Source organism: Sutcliffiella rhizosphaerae, assembly GCF_917563925.1.
Taxonomy (GTDB): Bacteria; Bacillota; Bacilli; order Bacillales; family Bacillaceae_I; genus Sutcliffiella_A; species Sutcliffiella_A rhizosphaerae.
On record NZ_CAKJTJ010000010.1, the window covers coordinates 14,337 to 38,508 of the forward strand.

Sequence of the window (24,172 nt, forward strand, 5' to 3'; positions counted from 1 at the left end):
TGAATAATCTTCATTTATAGCTGTATTTTTCAATAATAGGCACTACATATAAAAATTATTAATTATGTAATTGCATAAATCCATAGGAAAAAACTAACTATTAACATTACGGCATACCCATATGATAATGTTTTTCCGAATTTGGAACGGTTAGATATGTGTTGAATGAAAAGAGTTGGAATCAAAACCCAAGGAAGTAATAGGATAAGTGCTAACAGATACCCAATAATTGAGGATGTTTCTATTGCAATTTTAAATGTTAAAGCAGGGATAATGGTTATTATAGGACTTAAGCAAGTTAGGAAAATTAATCTTAATCCATAAGCATTCATAACCGTTTGAAACTCAGACCAATTCCATTTGGGTCTCAATTTCTTAAAAAAAGAAAATATATTTTTTGCAAAAGGAAGTAATCTTCCAGTAACTGTTACCATAAAAAAGCCCCCTTTTTATTCATTCTATGGTGAAGTTACCTATTCTATGAATATATTTAATAGAGAAAATTTATAATAATACATACCATTATTCTTTTATAATTAAACACATAAATGTTACTTTCCCGTTACAAGCTATCAGAAAAGTGGATTTTGTTTTAAGATGTATTTATAATAGGAGATTATGGTGCAAAACCATACAAGCAGAAGAAGCTTTCTCTTCCAAGGAGGATATTTATGGATAAGAAAATAGCAATAGTAGGACTAGGTTATGTTGGTTTACCAGTGGCTGTTGAATTTGGAAAAAACCACAGAATTATTGGATTTGATATAAATGAACATAGAATAAATACATTAAAGCAAGGGGTAGACTACACAAACGAAGTCGCTTCAAATGAATTAGTTAATGCCGATATTGCTTTTACAACTGATTCATCTGCTTTAAGAGAAGCAGATTTTATTATTGTAGCTGTTCCAACACCAATTAATCAGAATAACCAGCCAGATTTAACCCCGCTTATTAAAGCTTCAGAAACGGTTGGCAGCAATTTGTCGAAAGGAGCTATTGTAGTTTATGAATCAACTGTTTACCCTGGAGCAACGGAAGAAGTATGCTTACCGATTTTGGAAGAAAAGTCTGGTTTAAAGGGCGGAGAGGACTTCTATATCGGATACTCCCCTGAGAGAATTAATCCTGGTGATAGGGAACGTACATTCAGAACTATTACAAAGGTCGTTTCAGGACAAAATGAAAAAGTTTTAGAAGAAATAGCAGCTGTTTATAATTCTGTGGTCGAAGCAGGTGTTTATAGGGCAAGTTCTATTAAAGTTGCGGAAGCTGCAAAAGTAATAGAGAATACTCAACGTGATGTGAATATTGCTTTAATGAACGAGCTAGCTTTAATTTTTGATCGTTTAGATATTGATACGGAAGAAGTTTTAAAGGCAGCTGGAACTAAATGGAATTTCTTACCTTTTTCTCCTGGTTTAGTTGGGGGACATTGTATTGGTGTGGACCCATACTATTTAACATCTAAAGCTGAAAGTGTAGGTTATCATCCTGAAGTAATACTTTCTGGCCGTAGAATAAATGGGAATATGGGTAAATTTATTGCGACGTCCTTAATTAAACAAATGATTCATAAAAAAATGACCATTCAAGGAGCAAAGGTTACTATTCTGGGTTTGACATTTAAAGAAAACGTCCCAGATCTTCGAAACTCAAGGGTAATTGATGTAATAAATGAATTAAAAGAGTTTGGAATTGAAGTACAAGTAACGGACGCATTGTCAGATAAAGAAGATGCTTATAAAGAGTATGGTATTGAGTTGATTGATTACAGTAATCTAGAATCGGCAGATGCTGTAATATTTGCAGTTCCACATCACATCTATATAGAAAAAGGTTGGAATCAATTTAAGAAGCTATTAAAAGATGGAAAAGGTGTAGTTGTGGACATAAAAAGTAAGTTACCAAAAGAGGAGTGCCCAGAAGGCATTACACTTTGGAGATTATAAAATAAATTTAGAGGACCTTAGTTTCCATTTTTGGAGCTAAGGTTTTTTTTATTCAGAAAATTTACATAGGATTTACACTTTATTTACAATAAATTAACATGTAGAATAATTATGATGGGGGAATTAATAGTCAAAGGAGGTTGGCCGAATAGATGGCAAAAGAATTTTTTAGTCGCTATGAATTAAAATATTTGATCCCATATGACATTTATCTTCAACTAGTTAAAGAGATGAAACCTTACATGAGGAATGATAAGTTTGGAGTTGAAGGAAAGTACAATATAGTTAGTCTTTATTTTGATTCTCCTGATTATAGAATTTACAATGAAACACGTAACAAACTGCTTTTTCGTCAGAAATTAAGGTTACGAGTTTATAATGAGGTCTCAATAGAAGATCCTGCTTTTTTTGAAGTAAAACAAAAATATAAAAAAGTTGTAAATAAAAGAAGAACAAAACTCCCCTTAAAAGATGCATACCGCTATTTAAACCACAGCGAATTTTATCTTCCTGGTGATTTAGCAATTTCCAATCCGCAAATTATGAATGAAGTGCATTCTTTTCGTTCTCTTTATAATCTCCAACCAGAAGTGTTAGTAAGCTATGATAGACAAGCATTCCATGGAATATACGATGAGGATTTACGTGTTACATTTGATTATAATCTTTTGTGCCGTTCTTACGACCTAAAGCTAGAAAATGGACCATACGGAAAGAACTTTGTTGATCAAGACAAAGTCATAATGGAAGTGAAAGTTACTCATAGTGTTCCGGTGTGGTTGTCAAATTTATTAAGTGAGTACATGTGCCCTAGGCAAAGTGTATCAAAATTTTGCAATAGTATAGATTTGATGGCAGAAGAGAGTAAAGAGACTACTTTGTCGTGCACCTGAATAGGAGTGATGATAGTGAAAAAATGGTTTGCTTTTTTCGGATTAACTTTAGGGATTTTCTCCGTTTTTGGAATTGCCTTCTATCTCGTTCCTTCTCAGAGTTCTACCTTTAACGAAAGGATAGAATTAGAAAATCAAAATGAGGAAAAAACACAAGAAGGAAAAAATGAAATTATTGATTTATACCTTGATGTTAGAGAAGAGAGTTTGTCTTATTTATACAGCAGAGACAGATTTGATGACAATAGAATAGATGGTACAGTAATTATTGGGGATGATACCACTAAACACCAAACAGAAATACGTTTTAGAGGAAATTCTTCAAGAGGGCTAAATAAAAAACCATTAAGTTTGCGTTTTGATAAACCGAAAGATTTTATTTTTGGTGGGACCCATTTAAACCTTAACGCAATGTATACAGATCCATCACTAATGAGGGAAAAAATTTCATTGGATATGTTTCATGATCTGGGTCTACTAGCTCCCAAAACTAGTTATTACAATGTTTATATAAATGGAATTTTTGAAGGTGTTTATTTATCCGTTGATAGAATAGATGAGCATATGATTGCATTCACGGGTAATAATCCACGGGGGACATTAATAAGAGATCAGTTCCGTCATAATCAGCATATTGCAAATATTGAAGTTAGTTCTATTTTTAATTTTGACTTAAACTCAGTTGAGAATAAAGAAGAATTTTTAGAACAGACAACCAGCTATAGAAATAACCCAAATTGGGAAGCATTTATGGAACTTCAGGAATGGGTGTATGAAACTGAGCCTGGGGCGGAATATGCAGCCGAATTTGGGAATTATGTAGATATTCCATCTTTTATGGACTGGTTAATCCTTCATTTTTTAATTGCGGATGTAGATGCTTTTTCAGATGATTATTGGATGTACCTTGATCAAGATGATCCAGAAGCTAAATGGCAGCTAATTCCTTGGGATAAAGACTTGACTTTTGGAGCGCATTATCGATCTGAAGTAGGAACTGGAAATCACTATTTTGCCTACGAATCACCTGTGAATTCAAGGTTTGGAAATAAATTGCTAGAGAAATTTTTAGCTACTCCAGAGTTTAGGGATATGATGAATGTTCGCATGGAGTATTTGATGAAAGAAGTATTTACTCCAAATTATTTTGAAAGCAAAGTTGCAGAACTTTCAGAAGTACTTTTAAAAAATGGAGAACACACAGCGGAACAAAGCTTTATCCTTCATAGAAAAAACTCAATAGGTGAGCCTGAGTTTGAAGATTACTATAAAGAAAACTTATTGGATTTTGTAGAACTACGTTACCAATATCTCACACAGTACTTAGGAGGATTTGGAATAGAGGAAAATCATACTTCTTTAGATGTGAGTAATGTAGTTAAAGGAGAAACCTTATATTTAACAGATCAAAAAGGGTGGGTAATTGGGAAAATTGAGGTAGAAGAAAACAATAGTGCAGATAATTTAAGTATCTCTATTGAACAAAGCACTTTATCCAATGAAATAGATAGGGTTTGGACTATTCAAACATCAAAAGGTTCTTTAAGTGGTACGTTAACTCTATATTACAGAAATGATACTGGATGGATAGGCAAAGAGAACTGGTATATGGAAGATACTCCTACAGGAGATCAGTGGTATATGCAATTAGCTGAAGTAATGGAATCAAGCGAAATAAGAACCATTCCTAGCTATATTAATCCGTATTCAAACAAAGTAGTTAGCCTCGAAATACTTGAATTAAAAGGAACACAACAATTCCTTATCAAAGCTCAGTAACTTTGTAACAAGGAGAGAAGTCATTTGAAAAAGAATAAAATACTTATGGTACTAGTTCTACTTATTCCCCTTCTTATCCTTTGGGGATTCATGTTTCAAATATCCCAAAAAGGAATATATTTTTCGAGTGAAAGAGTAGAAGAAGCAGTGAGGATTGCTATACAACATGATGGTTTGATTACAATGGATCAACTAAAAACTATCGAAGAATTGGAAGTTAGAGACGCTGGCATTGAAAGTCTAGAGGGATTGCACTTTTTATCTGAATTAAAAAAACTAGATATTCGAGACAATCAAATTACTGATTTGTCACCTATCGAGGGATTAACAAAGTTAACTGAAATTAATCTAAGGGGAAATAATATTTCTGATATAACACCGCTTGAGAATTTAAAAGAATTACGTGTGTTAAATGCACGGGACAACCTGATAAATGACATATCGGTACTATCAACTCTTCCTTATTTAGAGGATGTTAACCTTAGAAATAATCAGATAACGAATATAGATTCATTGGCAAATCATGAATATTTAACATTACGGCTCTATTTAGAGGGAAATCCAATCGTCGATTATAGTCCTGTTAATCATTATTACCCGTCAATTGAGAACAAAGATTTCTAAATTTCTGCTTTAGACAAAAGGCAATGGGAAAGGTGACATATATGAACCAACTATTAGAAGAGTTTTCCAAGCTCGCCAATATTACAACTAAACTTACAATTCTGCAAGCATTTCTTGCAATTTTCCTTACATTTGTCTTAACAATTATTATTACCCAAGTATATAAGAAGACTTACAAAGGTAACAACTATTCCCAATCGTTTGTCCACACGATAATTATTATGGGTGTAGTTGTTTCAGTAATTATGATTGTCATTGGTAATAATGTTGCTGTTGCTTTTGGGCTTGTTGGAGCATTTTCCATTATTCGTTTTCGCAGTGCCATGAGTGATCCTAAGGATATCGCTTTTATTTTCTTCGGAATGGCAACTGGAATTGCCTGTGGATTGGGTTTTTATTTACTTGCCATCTTGTTTACAGTATCTTTATCCATTCTTATCTACATTTTGTATTTATTCAACTATGCTAGAAAAGGAGAGGCGACGAAACGATTGCGAATCACAGTGCCTGAAAATCTTCATTATGAGAATCTTTTTGATGACCTTTTCGAAAAATACATGGAATCAGTATTTTTACAAAAAGTAGAAACAACCAATTTGGGTACCATGATTCAATTAGAATATTTAATTAATAACAAAACAGGTATAAGTGATAAAACAATCATTGACGAGATACGTCATCGTAACGCCAATTTGAAGGTCAGTATGAATTATGTGAATTATGAAGGGAGATAACTGAGAATTATTAGTTAATAGGATAAAATCGGAGCTTGTGTGTTTCTAATGTGTGAAGAATAATTAACTATATGTTAAAGGCGTTTAGAATGTAACAATTCTAGACGCCTTTTGAACATTATTTTGGAAATGCCGTTGAAGGGCATTTCTCTAAAATTGATCACTTTTTCTTTCTTTAACTATCTTAAGTTTTTCTAATAAACCATATGTATTGTTATTTTGTATAACTTCATTGTGATTCAACAATGCCTCTAAATCTTCTATTTGATTATTTGATAGTTTTTGTGCCAAATCGTTTAATAAATCATTGCTATAAACAGAGAAAGCTTCAGATGCAGGGATATCTTGAAAAAGTATTGAAGCAATATTACTAAAGATGAAATCATCCATTGATGAAAAATATTCAGGGTAAGTATTATAGAGTGAAAAAAATTCTTCTTGAGTAAAAGTAGCAAGAATTTCATCTTCCACAACTTCATCTTCAAAAGCACTCTGTTCATCTGGAACGTTTACTTCAACATTCTCTTCTGGTTTAATGTTATTATTTGGTCTAGATTCAGGTTTAGGTTGTGGTAGAGGTTCAGGTTTAGGATCTGTTTCAGGTTTAGGTTCTGGCTCTGGCTTAGGTTCAGGTTTAGGATCTGGAGCAGGACTTGGTTCTGGTTCTGGCTCTGGCTCTGGCTCCGGAGTAGGAGTAGGTTCTAGCCCAGGAGTTGGATCTGGTTCTGGGTCATCTATAGGATCAACAATAGGGTTAATAGTAGCCGAAGTGTATTGATATTGATTAGTTACTTCAGAGTGCATTATTAAACTGGGATTAATTAAAAGTAAACTTGAAAGAATTAAAGATTTTATCTCCATCATTTCTCCTCCTGAAATAGTTTTTTTTTTATATTATCATATTATGTCAAATTTTGTTTATATTATATTTTTTTTGTTGTAATATGTTTAATATAACAGTATGTAAAAGTTTGGGAGATAAAAATATGAAAAAAATAATTATTTTGGTTTTATGTGTATTAGGAGCATCTCTTATTTACCTTGGTAAGTTGCATTACGATAGCAAAATTGCGGCTGCTGGTAAAAGTTCATCAGAAATTCCAGTTGAAGAAAATATTGATCTAACAAAATTGACCAAAAATCTAAGTGAAGATATGAATCTAATAATACAAAATAAAATTAATAATAATGAAACAATAAATATATTAATTGTCGGATCAAATGCATTAGTTGCTTCAAACATAGAATTATCTTGGCCGTCTTTATTAGAACAAAAATTAATAGAAAACTATGGTGAGGGAATATTTAAACTACAAGTGGAAAATTTAAAATTCGTTAGTACCAATGTTTTTATAGAAACTGATAGCATCAAAAAGTTACTAGAAGAAAAACAGGATATTATCATTTTTGAACCATTACTGTTGAATGACAATGGTTTTGTAAGAATAGAAGATTCCTTGAGAAATCTTTCTTCAATAATAGATGTAATACTTAAAGAACAGCACGATACTTATTTGATATTACAGCCAGCTAATCCAATATTGAATGCCCCAATATATGAAGAGCAAGTAAATGAATTAAAAGATTATGCACAAGAAAATAGTATAGAATACTTTAATCATTGGGAGATATGGCCTGTAGGTGAAGAAGTGGGTGATTATTTAGAAGGAGATTTTCCGAATGAGCAGGGTCATCAATTATGGGCAGATTATTTTATAAACTACTTTATTTCTAAATAGTAACTTCCTTATATTTATGTTTTTTAATTCTGGAAAAAAAGAGTAATTGAATTTGTTAATACGGAAAGGATAAGCCTGGTTAACACCTGTGTCTGCACATGAGCAATCAAGCCTGGTTCCAAATGATAAATCTCTTAATATGAAGATTAACAGTTATTTCAATTATTATAGCCCTGTTTATGGTTCTCCATTTGAAATGCTAGATTTCTTTTAACATGGATTTCACGATTGTCGTTGAAAATATTTCCAGACGCTATTTATGCCCCAAGCAGGTGGTTATTGCTTGGATGATATTTCTCATTCGGTCGTAGGGTATAAAGATGATGGGAATCACTGAACACAGTTATTTTTAGGGAGATATCAATAAAAATGGTGAATCTACTGATCCACCATTTTTTATTTAATATGTCTTAGCGAAAATTTGTGATTTCACCTTCCATTCTTGTTATCATAAAGAAAGGAAGAAAATTTAAGGGGGATATGTAATTTGAAGAAAATTAGATTCATAGTTGTACTAATGATGGTAGTTTTGTTGATGCCACATCCCATTCAGACAGAGGCTAATGAGGGGTGTTCGCAACCAAACACAAGAAACGAAATGGACAAATTGCTCACAAATGAGGCTTTAAAGCAAGGCGTTCCACCAGAAATAGTAAAGGCAATTGCTTTTGCTGAAGCCAAGGGCTGGCAACATTGTGAAGGAAATGGTGAGGTTCTTGTTTCTCCTGATGGAGGAGTAGGGGTGATGCAAGTAACAGATCACGAAAATGAATACGGTCTGGAGAGAGAAAAACTTAAGGATGTTCATTATAATATTGAAAAAGGAGTCTATATACTTAAGCGGAAATTCAACCAAACAAATTTACCATTAATTAATGACGGTAATCCTGATATTATTGAAAACTGGTATTTCGCTGTGATGGCTTATAATGGTATAGGTTCCGGCAATAGCCCTATTTATCGCAGAGGTGGAGAAACACATGGGCAAATAAATAAAGAATCCTATCAATATAAAGTGTTTAACATATTGCAAAGGTCCAATCCTGGAATGCAATTAAATTTGGTAGATAAACAAGTTAAAGTGGATGATCTTGAATATGTTCCTGTAGGGAATGGAGATAGAGATATTATCAATTTTATTAAGAAAGAATACACCTATGATGGTCCATTAAATTACACAAGTCATCGATTTCAAGTGAATGATCTCGTAAGATTGGATGAAAAGGTGAGCAGGAGGATAGAGCCTCGAACCGATAAGGACCGGTATCCTACGGATTTTCAACCTGGAATACTTTCAGTGGAAAGTACTTTTAAAACAGATATGACTCCTAAGGAGAATCTTTCTTCATTTAACCATTTTGGCTGGTATTACGCTTCTAATGGAGAAAAAAATGGCGTATCGGGCCATGTAGCTTCCTCATACCTAAAACCATTTGGGAAAAGAATATCTGGATCAGACCGTTACCTAACAGCTGCAGCTATTGCACAAGAGGGTTGGGATAAAGCGGATACGGTAATCATTGCCAATGGTACTAACTTTCCAGATGCGCTTTCTGGCGCACCTTTAGCATATAAATTGAATGCTCCTATTCTATTAACCTCAGGAAAACAAGCTCATTTAAATAGCGACACGAAAAATATGATTAAACAGTTGGGAGCTAAAAATGCAATTATACTCGGTAGCGAGGGTGCGGTTTCAGGGGAAGTAGAAGATGCGTTAAATAAAGAATTAAAACTTAGCGTAAAACGAATTGGTGGGGTAGACCGCTATGAAACTGCTGCAAAGATTGCAAAGGAACTTGGTGGAAATCCATCAAAAGCAATCATTGCAAACGGATCTAACTTCCCTGATGCATTGGCAATTGCCTCCTATGCAGCTCAAAATGGCTTTCCTATTTTGTTAACAAAAGGGCAGGACAATCAGAAAAAGCGGTTCGGCTTGAACGAATACACTGCTAGAACATTAAAAGAGTTGAGAATATCTTCAACTATTGCTGTGGGAGGAGAGTCTGCTGTAAGCCCACAAGCTTATGGAGAACTGCCTCAAGATCGAAAGAGAATTTCAGGGATTAACCGTTATGAAACGGCCACAAAAATTATTGAAGAACTTAACTTGTCAACGGATTCACTCTATGTGGCAAGTGGAAATGGTTTTGCTGATGCACTAACAGGGTCTGTTTTAGCTGCCAAAAATGAAGCTGCGGTTCTGTTAGTAGGGAAAAATACAGGACTGGAAACTACGAATCTCCTAAAGAAAAAAAAGGTTAATGAGTTTCAAGTTTTAGGTGGAAGTGCAGCAGTTAGTAATCAACTACTTGCTAAATTGATTATTAAATAGAATTATTGTAGCACCAAACTGATAAAAATCAGTTTGGTGTTTTTTTTGGATTAATTTGGAATGTGTAATTGTTAAATTATAGACAAATTACCTATTCAAGGCTTTGTAATTTATTTGTTAGAATTATTATCGTAATGAAAAAAATAAACAAATTGTTTTAAGGAGGAAGGCTTTTTGTGCAAAAGTGTATCATTGCTGTAAAGTTATGTTTGATTTTTATGCTTGCATTGTCCATGGAGAAAGTTTTTGCTGAGCAACAGGTTCAAAAGTATTCACTTGGACCAGTTGAAACAAGCAAGATTCTACTTGGAGATTTTGAAGTATCTATAATGAATGGGGAAACTTCCAATGCAGTGATAAGTTTTAATGGTAATATTCTAGAAAAGCTCGATATAGATTTAGCTATTTTCTCCAGTGTTTTTACCTGGTCTTTTAATGATAAAGACTATATTTTGTTTGAATTTAAAAAGCAAGGTACAGGAGGATACATGCAATTTACTGTATTGCAGCTTGAAGATGGAGAAAGTAGTCAAGTTTATACTTCTGAAGATTATCTGATGGGATTTATATCAGAAGAATCTGGTGAATTTAGTGTTTCTTATGCGGAGGAAAATGCAAGTCTAATAGATAGTGTTACGTATAAAAAAGACAAATTTTCACAAGAGAAGAACGGTTCTTTCCATATTTCATTGTCTGGGGAAAAACTAAAAGTAATCCCAGAAAAAGCTGGAGAAGAGGATTCTTTTCAATTACAGAGCACTTCTATAAGAGGAGAGAACCCATCTGTTGCGCAAATAAATGTAATGTTAACCCAAGAAGCCCTGCTGGCGGGTGTACCTCCAGAAATAATAAAAGCAATAGCTTGGCAGGAGAGTACATGGAGGCAATTCCGCACTAATGACGAACCATCTGGCCTTTGGAAAAAGGGTGATCCGATTGTCTCTTTTGATGGTGGAATTGGAATTATGCAAATTACAGAACCTAATATGGCTTCTGAACGAGAAAGACGATTAAAAGAAGATATTCGCTACAATATTCAGGAAGGTATCAGAATCCTTAAAGAGAAGTGGAGTTACAATAACTGGGGCAGGATTCCAAAAATTAATGGAAACGACATGAACGTGTTAGAAGATTGGTATTTTGCGGTGATGGCATATAATGGGATATCTCGTAGAAATGATCCGAAATACTATCCTAACAATACGTATCAAGATGTCATTTATCGTCATGTGGAACGATATGCTCAAATGAGTGTTTCTAAATTTCCTGTAACCCACCTTCACAACGATATTTATTATAATACGGCAGGATCTTTACATTTTAGGAGAGATCAATATCATATAAATGGGCAATTTACTAAATCCAAACATGTTTTTTCTGAAAATGAATTGGTGAAAGCAACGGAGAGTGGAGTAAGGTTAAGAAGATCACCTGAAGGCGCAGAAGTACGTTTCACTACGGCGGGTGAGGTTCTACAGGTGGTAGGCCCATTTCAAGCTGGAAGCAATAATAATAATCATTTTGTTTGGTATCCAGTTAGGGACATGAACTCAAATGAAACGTATTATATTGCTTCAAGCTACTTAGATAAAGTTAGGATTTCAGGTCCAAATCGGTATGCAACTGCCGTAAGTATCTCTCAAGAGGGGTGGGATAAAGCAAATACTGTTATTCTAGCTCGTGGAGATAATTTCCCCGATGCATTAGCGGGTACACCTTTGGCATACAAGTTGAACGCGCCAATCTTACTAACTCGGAATGGAGCATTGCCAGAGGAAACAAAAAATGAATTGATCCGATTAAATGCAAAAAATGTAATTATATTGGGCGGGACTGGAGCAATAACTAACTCTGTTTCCGATTCCGTCAGAAATATGGGAATACAGGTTAGACGAATAGCAGGTCAAAATAGATTTGAGACAGCGAGACTCATTGCAAATGAACTGGGGAGTAATTTCTCAACAGTTGTGGTAGCGAATGGATATGGTTTCCCGGATGCATTGGCAATTGCTCCGTATGCTGCGCGGAATGGGATCCCTATTTTGTTAACAGAAAAGACCTACATTCCTAGTGCAACAAAATCGTTAGTAAATTCAGCAAACAAAACAATTGTAATCGGGGGAACTGCTGTTATTAATCAAAACTTATTGAAAAGTATGAATGGAGCTCAGAGGGTTTCAGGAAGTACTAGATATGAAACGGCCCTAAAAATTGGTACTCAATTTAACTTTTCAAATAATGAAGGGTTTGCTGTAAGTGGCACTGAATTTCCAGATGCTTTAACAGGATCTGTTTTGGCTGCCAAACGTAACGCTCCATTATTATTGATGAATCCAAATTATTTACCTTCAGAGACTTTACAATTGTCGCGGAATAATAGATTCAATAAGATTTCTATTTTTGGTGGTACAGCTGCAGTCCGCACTGAAAGTATTCTTCCTATTTATAGATAATCCTTTAGTTTCATATCAAAAAAGAGTCTATATTATTACATATAAGACTCTTTTTTGTTACATATCTTTAATATTTCTCCTATTTTGCTAATGTTATAATATACAAGTAAAAAGTGTAATATAATGTAGATTTAGGGGGAAATATGATTACTTATGCATTAAAAAAATCCATTGTTGCCATAGTTTTTGGTATGGTAGTTTTACTTTCTTTACCTTCCATTAATGATGCAAGTGGCTTTACTGTAGATAGAATTAGTGGAGAAAATAGATATAAAACTGCCGTGGAGGTTTCTAAGAAAGGTTGGACAAGTTCCGGTACCGTTCTTATTGCAGCAGGAAATCAGTTTCCGGACGCTCTGACAGGAACACCTCTAGCTTATTCTCTTAATGCTCCGATTTTATTAACTCAAAACAGTACTTTGCCGAGTGAGACAAAAAAAGAAATTTCTCGTCTAAAGGCTAAAGATGCAATTATATTAGGTGGAACAAATGCCGTTAGTAATAATGTCTATAATCAGTTGGTGGAAATGGGATTAAAGGTAGATCGGATTAGCGGATCTGACCGTTATCAAACATCCGTAAAAATTGCGGAAAGACTTTCAGGACAAACAAATACTGCGGTGGTTGTCTATGGGAAAAACTTCCCGGACAGCTTGGCAATTGCGGCCCATGCTGCACAAAATGGCTATCCAATATTATTGACAAAATCTGACTCTCTTCCAAGTGAAACAAAAAAGATATTGTCCAAGTATAGAAATACGATTGTGGTTGGTGGATCTGGTGTCATTTCTGAATCGCAATTAAAACATATGCCGAATGCAAAAAGATATTCTGGGAAAGACCGGTATGATACAGTAGCAAAGCTAGTGAATGAGCTAGGTATTAAATTTGGAAATGAAGTTTATATGGCAACAGGACAAAGTTATGCAGATGCGTTAACGGGATCTGTTTTGGCTGCAAAAAATAAATCTTCACTTGTATTGGTGCAAAAGGATAAAATTCCAGCACCTGTCCAATCTATGTTAGACAAAGTAAGTGCTTCTAAAGTTACTATTATTGGTGGAACGAATGCTGTTTCTGCTAATGTTCAGAACAAGCTTGAGGGGTTTGATACAGTTGCACTTGTTAATACAGCAACACAATACATAGGAGCACCATATAAATATGGTGGAACTTCACCATCGGGCTTTGATTGCAGCGGATTTATCCAATTCGTATTTGGAAAGCATGGAATAAGCACTCCTCGTACAACAGCAGATTTACATGCTGGAGGAAAAGCGGTCTCAAAGCTTGAGGTGGGAGACTTGGTGTTTTATAGGACAGATCCAAAGAAGAACAGTGCATCGCACGCTGGAATATATATTGGTAACAATAAATTTATTCATGCTAAATCGGCAGGTTCAAATATAGGAGTTACGATTGACGAAATGTCTAATTCCTACTTTGCACCTTTATACCTTGGTGCTAAACGATATCACTAATATCAATAATCGTTAAACCGGAGCTAATGGAGCTCCGGTTTATTATTTTTATTAATAGTGGTATCTGCTTTCCATTCCCTCTTGTACCATAATAAAATAGTCTGGGACTGAGATTTTTCCTATGGAGTAGTTTCCTTCAGAGGGATTCCAAACCGAATAACTATTTAATGCTTCATCTAATTTTCTTTGATGTACCTTTTTAGTTAAGTTTACCGTCTCGTCATATGACAACTTCTTATGTTCCTGTATAGGAATGTAGAATTTTCCCTCATTCACTAATTTTTCATCTAATAACTCTCTTAATGCTTTACCGGTTGACGCATGATCATCATGAGGATCATGTTCACTCATTACATGGTGGGTAACGGTTGTATGCAGGCTTTCTTTCGCAATAATAATTTCTTTTACCTTATCGATAGAAATTGAACCGTCTGGAAGATCCAAAATAGTAATAGACTCAGGGCTCACACCGAGAGATTGAATGGAGGCTTTAAATTCCCTCACTCTTGCTTGTCCAAAATCTTCTTTAGTAAGTGGGGGATAACCATCTTTACTTAGTAATTCATTTACAGTATTAATTGCTTTACTAGCTTTTCCTTCTGAAAGAAGGACAATATGTACTTCGTCACTATCATCAAGTGCCTGAATAATAGCTGGCCCCAAACTTAAAACCTCATCATCGGCATGTGGAGCGTAAAAAACCTCAAGACGATCATTTTTTGATGAGCAACCCGTGAGGATGATAAAAATAAGAATTAGAAGTTTTTTCATCGCTTTTCCTTTCTTTTCGCCAATTATGCTACAATTATTCTAACAAATTTATGTGGAGAAAGTGTAAAAAAAGTATGGGTGAAAATAATTTACAATCTAAGAAGCGTTTTAGGTCAATAGATGTAACAAGGGGTATAGTCGTACTTCTTGCAATATTTGTTAGTGCGTTGCCAGGTGGAGGCTATGAATACTTGAGGCATGCCTATTGGTATGGTGTGACAGTAACGGACCTTATATTCCCCGCCTTTTTGACAGTGTATGGTATTGGCTTAGCGATTGCCTATAGGAATGGTGTGAAATGGAAAAATTTAATTAGAAGAACAATAATGTTAATTGTATACGGACTTCTTTTTAATTTGATTGCATCTTGGAGCTTAGATTTACAAACTTTAAGATATACGGGAGTCTTGCAATTGTTTGCTGTAACAGGATTAGGCGTTGTCATTATATCTCGTATTTTTAAAAGTTGGAAATGGGCAATGGTATCAGGTTTGATTATTGCTACTATATATACAACTGTTTTAGTAATTACTAGTACCAGTTGTGAGGGTGGAATACCAAGGACCAGTTGCAACCTTTCAGGAGTAGTGGACAGTATGATTTTTGGAGAGAATCATGTATATGCACAGGGAGAGCGTGGATTTGATCCGGAGGGTATTTTCTCTGTTTTTAGTGCTATGTCCAATGTTTTATTTGGGTACGCTATTGGAATGGTAATCCATAATAGGAAAAAAATAATGCCCAAGCTTATTATGTCTGGCATTGGTTTAGTACTTCTATCATTTGTTTTTCAACAATTCATAGATTTTAATAAAAGATTGTGGAGTCCATCATTTGCATTGCTTGCCAGCGGAATATTAATTACCCTGTTGGCTATCATGTTCTTTTTGATAGATAATAATAATAAAAATAAAAAGAAAGGAACATTTAACAGGGGGCTCATATGGTACCTAGAGTCTATTGGAAGGAACAGCTTCCTCATATATTTTGGGAAAATGGTTGTTTTTATTATTTTTGGTAAACTGGTCATAACATTATTTGAGACACAAGGAACCTTAAGTGAGCTGTTATTTAACCTTTTAAATAAGTACCTACCATTTCCGCATCTCTTTTACAGCTTATTTTTTATCGTGATTTGGTCTCTTATTGCAATAGTCCTACATGCTAAGAAAAAATATATAAGAGCATAAATCTTTTGGAGGGGAAATTTGTTCTCGAGAAGTTCATTCAACTATCATATCAGAAATTGGTTTCATCTAAAAGTTCCTCTTATTTCTTATAATAAGCACCTAATTTTTTTAATATTTATAGAAAAATTAAAATCGACATATAAACTACTATAATTTTGTCAGAAAAATACTCAACGATAATAAATAATTAGTTTTAAAAGTTGACCCTTTGCATAGGGTCTTTTTTCATAAATAAACTAAGATTCTAAATATTTGAAATATAAACAATTGACTAAAAAGTAATGCATCTGTAAAATTATAGTGTAATTTGAAATGTTATGTAGGAAGAAAGAAGGTACTCCTTTTTGCTTAATATTTCATTTTACAACAAAAATCGGGGGAGGTTTTAGTTAGTGCATTTACGTAGGTACTTTATTAGTTTTGTTGCTTTCTTGCTGGTTTTTTCTAACTTGCAATTTGCAGTTGGGGCGCAATCAGTAGCGAAAACAACTAATGGGGTCAATTTTGACGATGTAAGAGAATTATTTGATGAGAGACAAAAGTTTGAGGAAAAAGCAGAAACTGCGAAATCAGCTTTCTCAGCGCAGGATAAAGTCCGTGTCATAGTTGAAATGGATGGAGAAGCTCCAATCCAATATGCAACTAAACAAAATGTATTGTACAAGGATTTAAATGAATCTACTAAAAAATCCTTAACTGATGCTGTTAAAAAGGAACAGGCATCTGTAAAAGATGCGATTTCTTCAAAAGGTGTAGCAATGACTTACAAGCATAACTTTACTACTGCCTTTAATGGTTTTAGTGGAGAAGTTGCGTTTGGTGACATTGCTAAAATTGAAACAGTAAAAGGTGTTTCAAATGTATACTTAGCAAATGAGTATAATCGCCCAGAGTTAGAGCCAGATATGGAAACAAGTCATGATTATATCCAGTCATTGCAGGTATGGGTTGATGCTCACTTTAAGGGAGAAGGCATGGTAGTTTCCGTTATTGATTCGGGAGTAGACCCTTCCCATAAAGATTTCGTGTTAAGCGAAGGCACGGAAGAATACTTAACGAAGAACCTTGTGGATAGCCTAGTTGCTTCTGAAGGTTTAAAAGGAAAATTCTATACTGAAAAAGTGCCATATGGATACAACTATTACGATCAAAACCAAGAAATTAGAGATGTCGGACCAGCCCCTTCTGAACACGGGATGCATGTGTCTGGTACAGTTGTGGCAAACGGTGAAATCAAAGGGGTAGCTCCTGAAGCTCAAGTATTAGGGATGAAGGTATTCTCTAACGATCCAAGATATCCTTCTACTTGGTCTGATATTTATTTAGCTGCAATTGATGACTCTATTAAACTTGGAGCAGATGTTCTGAATATGAGTTTGGGTTCTACAGCTTCTTTTTATGAAGTAGAAAGTGCTGAAGATCTTGCTATCACTCGTGCTGTTGAAAACGGTATTGTTTCTTCCGTTTCAGCTGGTAATTCAGGACATATTGGACGTGGATGGGACAACCCATTATTCCAAAACCCTGATATTGGAGTGGTTGGTGCACCTGGTCTTAACAAGGATACTATTCAAGTAGCGGCTTCAGGAAACACAGCTTTCTTATACGAGCATAGCTTAGCTATCGAAGGTACAAGCTTCTCGGGAGTAGGTTACGGGATTGATAGCTGGGAAGATTTAGCTGATGTTGAGTTAGTATTACTTAATGGTCTTGGGCATCCTGGAGATTATCAAGGTGTGGATGTTGAGGGTAAAGTAGTTGTCATGGCTCGTGGAGAACTGACATTCCACGATAAAACTCAAAACGCTGCAACAGCAGGAGCTGCAGGAATTGTAGTTTATAATCACGATCCAAATGCAGTATTTCATAGGGATCAAGGTGGCTGGGCAATTCCGTTTATGAAACTTAGCTATGGCGATGGTCTTGCAATTAAAGAAGCACTCAATGATGGAAATAAATCAGGCAGTGTTCAAGGATTAAATCAGCAAGAAAGCCCTGAAATGGGTAAAATGACAGAATTTACTTCTTGGGGAACTACTCCGAGCTTGGAGCTTAAACCAGAAATAACAGCTCCAGGTGGAAATATCAAATCTACTTTAAATAATGATAGATATGGTGTTATGAGTGGTACTTCTATGGCAGCTCCACATGTTGCTGGGGGTGCTGCACTGGTACAACAATACCTAAGAACTGATGATAGATTTGTAGGTTTAAATGCGGAGCAACGTACAAGACTTGCAAAAACTCTATTAATGAACACAGCTGCAAGTATTGAAGATTTACATGGGAATGATTTTTCTCCACGTCGCCAAGGAGCAGGTATGATGCAATTGTTTGCTGCGGTTGACACACCGGTTTATGTTGTAGAAAAAAGTTCCGGTGAAGGAAAAGTGGAATTAAAAGCGTTTGATTCCCAAAAAGTAAGCTTTACACTTACTGCAAAAAATATTGCAGATTATGAAGTTTCTTACAAAGTTGATACTTCAGTATTGACAGATTCTTTCCTAAAGCAAAATAATGGACCAACATTAAATGCACTTACAACTGGAGCTTTAGAAGGTGCAAAAGTTACTGCACCAAAAGAACTTACATTAAAGGCGGGTGAAGCGAAAGACTTCACGGTTACGATTGACTTCGCCAATGCTAAAATTCCAGGATTTAATGCTGATGGTTCAGCTGCAAAAATGGATTTAGTTAAAAATATTTTTGTTGAAGGTTTTGTAACATTATCTCATCCTCATGAAGCAGATCTTTCAGTTCCATTCTTAGGCTTCTATGGTGACTGGAGTGCTCCATCAGTTTTAGACGGATTTAAAGTATTTGGAGAAGACAAATACTATGAAGCAGGATTCCCTTCCGATGCAGTAGACGCAGAAACATACTTTATCGATCATCTTGAAGATGAAGCAGGTAATCTTTTCTATGGAATCAGTCCTAATGGAGATGGACTGAACGACAGTATTAACTTTATTAATGCATACCTCCGTAATGCAAAAGAAGTTCAATACAATGTATTAGACGAAAATGGTAAGCAATTACGCCGTATTTTAACATCCAATTATGTTAGAAAAAATTTCTTTAATAGTGGAAATGGCTCTTACTATTCCTTAAGTGGTTCACGACTATGGAATGGAACAGTTGGTGGTAAAGTAGTTGCAGACGGTAAATATTTCTATGAGATTAATGCTCTTGTAGACGGCACCAACAAATGGCAATCCAAGAAAATCCCTGTTGTTGTAGATACCACTGCCCCTGAAATAGCAATTACTTCATACAATGAGGAAACAGGTTTACTTAAATGGACAGCTTCTGATGAAGGTGTAGGTATTCGTGGTATTGTTGTTTCTGTAAATGGTAATTTGACTCCACTTGATGCAAAAGCAACAAGTATAACATTACCAGATGCAGATACTAATGATGTTGAAGTTATTGCTGTTGACAGAGTGGGGAACATCGGGTTTGATACTCTGACAATAGGCGATACTACAGAACCTGTACTTTACATGGATTCTCCTGGTGCATTTGCTGAATACAATACAAATACTATACCTGTTGCTGGATATGCAACTGATAATGTTCGAGTAGACAAAGTGTTAGTAAATGGTAAGGAAGTTCCATTAACACAAGAAACGGTTAATAATCAAGTTCGATATAAATTTGATACTACGGTCACTTATGAAAAAGATGGATACTATGATGTAATTATTACAGCTATTGATGGAGCTGGTAATGAATTTGGAATATCAAGAAAAGTATTCATTGATACAACTGCACCAACATTAACAGTTAATGTTCCAAAGTTCGTTGACCAAGATGTTGAAAAAGTAACAGCAAAAACATTACTTGAAGATAATTTTAATTATCTATCTTTACATGTAAATGATAACCATGAGTTTGAACAGCCATTTACAAGCCCAGTAAAAATCATGGAGCCTGCAAGTGTGGAGTATGAAACAACTTTGAATCTTGAACCAGGTATTAACCACTTTGTATTCCGTTTAACGGACCTAGGTGGCAATACTGTAACGAAAGATGTAACAGTTTACCGTAATGAAGTTGCAGAGCGTGTGGATAGAGTAAGAGGTGCAAATCGTTACGACACAGCTGTTGAGTTAAGTAAAAAAGGTTGGGAAAAGTCAGATGTTATTGTCATTGCACGTGGTGATAATTATGCAGATGCATTAGCAGGTGTACCGTTAGCTCATAAATACGATGCACCATTATTACTAACAAGAACTGCGTCTCTACCTGATGCAACAAAGGCTGAGATAGAAAGATTAGGTGCGAAGAAAGTTTATATCCTTGGTGGTACAGCAGCAGTAAGTAAGGATGTAGAAAAGGCACTTAAAGATCAAGGTCTTGAAGTGAAACGTCTATCTGGTTCTACTAGATGGTCAACTGCCGGAGCGATAGCAACTGAAGTGGCGCCTAATGGAGCGAACGGAGTAGTTGTTGTAAACGGCAAGAACTTCCCGGATGCATTGTCTGTTGCATCTTATGCAGCTCAAAATGGCATGCCGATCCTATTAACAGATCAAAAAGAATTGCCGAAAGAAACAAATGCTGCATTAATTGCTCTAAGCCCGAAAGAGTCAATTGTTGTAGGTGGTACAGCAGCAGTTTCTGATCACGTATTAAATTCCCTTCATAATTCTACTAGAATTGGTGGGCAAACTCGTTATGAGACAGCTGTCAATGTAGCAAAACACTTTGGTTTAGATGCAAACCATTACTATGTAGCAACTGGTAGACAGTTTGCAGATGCATTAGCTGGTGCTGCTCTTGCTGCACATGACCAAACTGGTATTCTACTAGTAGGTTCAAATGTATCAAACTCTGTTCAAGATTTCTTGACTACTGAAGATGTAGCTACATTAACAGTAATTGGTGGAGAGAATGCTGTCTCTGCTCAAGTACTAGATTCCTTAGCAAAAATAGTAAAGTAAAATATTGCTTTAAGTGCTAACCGCCATAGAGGATTATCCTCTATGGCGGTTTTTTAATAGAATTGTAAAATATTTAATTAATAGACAGTTTCTAGGTGCGTATCCGTCCCCCTATGCAATAAATAAAACCTCAAAATGGTAAAATACTACCTTATTGAGAACAATACTAGGCTTATAATTGTGCTTAAGTTCGTATGTGAATCTTAGGTATATTCTCCCCTTTTTTAGAGTGAAAAGTTAAGAAAAGCCTTAATACTGCAGTTGTGAATTTTTGTATATTAAATCTTGTAAAAAATGACACAAAACTGTAATTTTCGATGGTATAATATAACAAGATTCGATAAAATTATCATTATTGGGAGGTTAAGTGTTAATTGAATTATTTAAAAGTTAGTAGTTTGCTAGTGTTACTTTTTTTTATTGCCCCTATTGTATCCTTCGCAGAAAAGGTAATTGTAATTGATCCAGGGCACGGAGGTAAATTTTCTGGTACATGTGGATTCTCAGGAAATCAAACTGGATATTGTGAGAAGCATGCAAACCTTGATGTTGCGATCCGTCTAAAAGAATTGCTTAAAAACACAGATATTAAGGTTTATATGACCCGTGAAAATAATAGTAAGGATTTTGCTTCAACTTCTCAAGAAGATTTAAGACAACGAATGATCGTCGCTAATAACTTTGTAAAAGGTAACAACCAAGATAGTTTGTTTTTATCCATACATCATAATGCTCACCCTAGTTCAACTTTAACTAGAGGATTTGAAACATACTACTATGATTACAATGCGATGAGTGCTTCAGAAAGACAATATCCTCCCGACCCAATTCAAGTGGGTTTAGCTAAAGAAAGTGGGAAGTTTGCTCATTTAGTACATAACGAGACATTAAAAAAAATAAATTTGATTAATAGAGGTGTCCGTAATAATCAGGCGTTTTTTGTTATCAGAAATGCACAAATTCCTGCTACTCTAGTGGAACTTGGCTTCATGACGAATAGAGATGAAGAAAGATTGATTAAAACACCTCAATTTCAGCAAAATGCTGCTCAAGGGCTGGCAACAGCAGTAATAAATTACTTTAAGGTCTTTGAGGTTTATGACCAAAATAAAAATAAATTGGCAACTTTTGATAAGCGTGACGATGCAATTAATTTTGCTAAGAAACAATCAAAGTATGTGGAAGTTTGGGATAAAGATAAACAACAGACCATTTTTACAAGTGATAAATATCAAGTTTTTGACAAATTAAATGGTGTATTACGTGAATTCTTTACACAACAAGATGCGGTCAATTATGCACAAAAAACAAATAATGTACGAGTTGTTCAAGATACAACAGGTTATGTTGTGTGGTCAAATTATATTGACCAAAAATATGAAGTCTATAACCAAAACTCACTGATTGGAAAGTATTTTGATTATGAGCACGCATTAAGTATTGCAAAGAACTATAACCAATCCAAAATTACTTCACTTGGACAAGCAGAGGTGTTATGGACAAATATCAAAGGGGTTTCCGTAGATCGTAGCATAAAAGTTGAACGCTTATCGGGCACTAATAGATATCTAACAGCTATTGAAACGTCCAAGAAAATGTATCCAAATGGCTTTGTAAGTGACAAAGAAGAAAAAACAGTTATTTTGGCTACAGGAGGGACATTTGCCGATGCTTTATCAGCTGGCCCCCTTGCAACTGCATATGGAAATGCACCGATTCTACTTACAAGATCTTCAGAGCTTAATGTAGAAGTAATTGAAGAAGTTATTCGACTTGGTGCAGAAAAGGTAGCCATCATTGGAGGGAAAAGTGCTGTGCCATCAAGCGCAGAATCCATTTTCAAAGACCTTGGGGTGGAAACGGAAAGAATTTCTGGAACAGATCGATATGCGACAAACCGTGCCATTATAGAAAAATTAGGTAATGTAAACGGGCTATTCGTCGCATCGGGTCAAGGGTTTGCTGATGCACTTGCTTCAGCTCCTATCGCAGCCAATAAAGGCTGGGGAATCCTCCTTACCGAACAGAGTTGGATATCTACAGCTGCACAACCTATTATTGAAGGTAAAGAAGTAGTTATTGTTGGTGGAAGTGCGGCAGTATCAACAAAGGTAGAAGAAGCATTAAAAAGTGCGTCTAAATTATCTAGAGTATCAGGTTCTGACAGATATGAAACACTTGCAAAGCTTCTTTGGAATTACTCTAGTGATTTGCAAGGGGAATCAGTTTTAATTTCTACAGGTAGCAACTTCCCAGATGCTCTAGTTTCAGCACCCCTTGCAGTGCACAATAATGCACCACTTGTATTGGTAGGTAAGAACCGTAATAGAAATGTTGAATCATTCCTTATGGCCTATACAAATAGTGTCCGTGTTAATGAATTAGCGGTCATCGGTGGTACTAACGCACTGAACGGTTCACAAATCACAACTATTGAGACGAAATTAAAATAACTGAAAATAAACAAAGAGAAGACTCGATAAGGATATTCCTTTATCGAGCTTCTTTGAAAGGTGATTGTGTTGCAAAAATTTAAAGTACTCCTTATTACAACATGTTTAGGTCTAATATTCGCAGGGTGTTCTAAAACAGAAGATAGGGAAGTTGGCGGTCCGAATGGAAACCAATCAGAAAATACTTCAGAAGTGAAAGAGTCTGCCGATATGAATGAGGAAGAGCAAAATAATAACGGTCCAACAGAAGAGCCTCCAACAGAGTCAACAGAAGAAACGGGAGTAGAGGAAGAAAAAGAACCCGGTCTGACAATTTACCGCCCTGAAGTAGGAACAATAAAGAAATTCACTGATGGTGAAGAAATAGTTCTTACAGAAGAAGTAATTGCAATAAAAGATGAATATGTACAGTTTTCTCTTACTCTTGGAGCAAATCAAACTATACAAATATATAAATGGACAGCAGATGAATTGACTTTGGTTTATGAAGAAGTAGCAGTTGAAGACTCCTCAATAAACATACTGGACTCTTTTTCTACCGAAAGTAAACAGGAAATCTTGTTATCTACTATTGATAATCAAGTAACAACTTGGGAATTGGTTGAAAATGGAGTCGAACTTGAAGTTAACTATGGGAAATTTGAAAATGTATACGTTATTCAAAAAATAACTGATGAAGTTGAGAATGCTGACACGATTTACACCCGTTACTATGCTCCTGGTATTGGTCTAATCAAAGAACATGTAGAACTGACTGGGGAATATGGCTACTCCGGCGAAACAGAACTAGCTACTGTTGAAAATTAAGATATTCCTTAA

General features: G+C 35.2%; 16 protein-coding genes. 13 read left to right on the forward strand and 3 right to left on the reverse strand.

Features of this window, described 5'->3' with window-relative positions:
- Window positions 1–62: 62 nt before the first annotated feature.
- Window positions 63–434 carry a hypothetical protein gene (locus LRP81_RS10800; RefSeq protein WP_230501287.1) on the reverse strand — a complete coding sequence of 124 codons (372 nt, stop codon included), beginning with the start codon at window positions 432–434 and terminating at the stop codon, window positions 63–65.
- A gap of 237 nt (window positions 435–671) precedes the next feature.
- On the opposite strand from LRP81_RS10800, the gene LRP81_RS10805 reads away from it, so the two are divergent.
- The 5 genes from LRP81_RS10805 to LRP81_RS10825 all read left to right on the forward strand — a co-directional run bounded on the left by LRP81_RS10805 (window position 672) and on the right by LRP81_RS10825 (window position 5,982).
- A complete protein-coding gene (locus tag LRP81_RS10805; RefSeq protein ID WP_230501288.1) occupies window positions 672–1,952 on the forward strand; it encodes a nucleotide sugar dehydrogenase in 1,281 nt (426 codons plus the stop codon).
- Between the two features lie 152 nt (window positions 1,953–2,104).
- A complete protein-coding gene (locus LRP81_RS10810; RefSeq protein ID WP_230501289.1) occupies window positions 2,105–2,845 on the forward strand; it encodes a polyphosphate polymerase domain-containing protein in 741 nt (246 codons plus the stop codon).
- Window positions 2,846–2,860: 15 nt separating this feature from the next.
- The gene (locus LRP81_RS10815; RefSeq protein ID WP_230501290.1) at window positions 2,861–4,624 is read left to right on the forward strand and encodes a CotH kinase family protein; all 1,764 of its coding nucleotides are present in this window, start codon (window positions 2,861–2,863) and stop codon (window positions 4,622–4,624) included.
- Between the two features lie 24 nt (window positions 4,625–4,648).
- A complete protein-coding gene (locus LRP81_RS10820) occupies window positions 4,649–5,248 on the forward strand; it encodes a leucine-rich repeat domain-containing protein (RefSeq protein WP_230501291.1) in 600 nt (199 codons plus the stop codon).
- 41 nt (window positions 5,249–5,289) lie between these two features.
- Complete coding sequence (locus LRP81_RS10825) at window positions 5,290–5,982, forward strand: DUF4956 domain-containing protein (RefSeq protein ID WP_230501292.1); 693 nt, start codon at window positions 5,290–5,292, stop codon at window positions 5,980–5,982.
- Window positions 5,983–6,132: 150 nt separating this feature from the next.
- Here the strand turns inward: LRP81_RS10825 and LRP81_RS10830 are convergent, their stop codons facing one another.
- Complete coding sequence (locus LRP81_RS10830; protein WP_230501293.1) at window positions 6,133–6,843, reverse strand: hypothetical protein; 711 nt, start codon at window positions 6,841–6,843, stop codon at window positions 6,133–6,135.
- Between the two features lie 125 nt (window positions 6,844–6,968).
- On the opposite strand from LRP81_RS10830, the gene LRP81_RS10835 reads away from it, so the two are divergent.
- From LRP81_RS10835 to LRP81_RS10850, 4 genes are all read left to right on the forward strand, one after another.
- A complete protein-coding gene (locus LRP81_RS10835; protein ID WP_230501294.1) occupies window positions 6,969–7,721 on the forward strand; it encodes an SGNH/GDSL hydrolase family protein in 753 nt (250 codons plus the stop codon).
- 487 nt (window positions 7,722–8,208) lie between these two features.
- Window positions 8,209–10,059 (forward strand): cell wall-binding repeat-containing protein, encoded by a 1,851-nt coding sequence (locus LRP81_RS10840; RefSeq protein ID WP_230501295.1) that lies wholly within the window; start codon window positions 8,209–8,211, stop codon window positions 10,057–10,059.
- A 176-nt stretch (window positions 10,060–10,235) separates the two neighbouring features.
- Complete coding sequence (locus LRP81_RS10845; protein WP_230501296.1) at window positions 10,236–12,512, forward strand: cell wall-binding repeat-containing protein; 2,277 nt, start codon at window positions 10,236–10,238, stop codon at window positions 12,510–12,512.
- Window positions 12,513–12,655: 143 nt separating this feature from the next.
- On the forward strand, window positions 12,656–13,993 hold the full coding sequence (locus LRP81_RS10850; protein ID WP_230501297.1) for a cell wall-binding repeat-containing protein: 1,338 nt from the start codon (window positions 12,656–12,658) through the stop codon (window positions 13,991–13,993).
- 51 nt (window positions 13,994–14,044) lie between these two features.
- Here the strand turns inward: LRP81_RS10850 and LRP81_RS10855 are convergent, their stop codons facing one another.
- Window positions 14,045–14,764 (reverse strand): PIG-L family deacetylase, encoded by a 720-nt coding sequence (locus LRP81_RS10855; protein ID WP_230501298.1) that lies wholly within the window; start codon window positions 14,762–14,764, stop codon window positions 14,045–14,047.
- 74 nt (window positions 14,765–14,838) lie between these two features.
- On the opposite strand from LRP81_RS10855, the gene LRP81_RS10860 reads away from it, so the two are divergent.
- From LRP81_RS10860 to LRP81_RS10875, 4 genes are all read left to right on the forward strand, one after another.
- Window positions 14,839–15,954, forward strand: coding sequence for a heparan-alpha-glucosaminide N-acetyltransferase domain-containing protein (locus LRP81_RS10860; RefSeq protein ID WP_230501299.1), 1,116 nt, complete (start codon window positions 14,839–14,841; stop codon window positions 15,952–15,954).
- Window positions 15,955–16,346: 392 nt separating this feature from the next.
- The gene (locus LRP81_RS10865) at window positions 16,347–20,900 is read left to right on the forward strand and encodes a cell wall-binding repeat-containing protein (protein WP_230501300.1); all 4,554 of its coding nucleotides are present in this window, start codon (window positions 16,347–16,349) and stop codon (window positions 20,898–20,900) included.
- Window positions 20,901–21,274: 374 nt separating this feature from the next.
- Window positions 21,275–23,353, forward strand: coding sequence for a cell wall-binding repeat-containing protein (locus LRP81_RS10870; RefSeq protein ID WP_230501301.1), 2,079 nt, complete (start codon window positions 21,275–21,277; stop codon window positions 23,351–23,353).
- Window positions 23,354–23,422: 69 nt separating this feature from the next.
- The gene (locus LRP81_RS10875; RefSeq protein WP_230501302.1) at window positions 23,423–24,160 is read left to right on the forward strand and encodes a hypothetical protein; all 738 of its coding nucleotides are present in this window, start codon (window positions 23,423–23,425) and stop codon (window positions 24,158–24,160) included.
- Window positions 24,161–24,172: the final 12 nt, after the last annotated feature.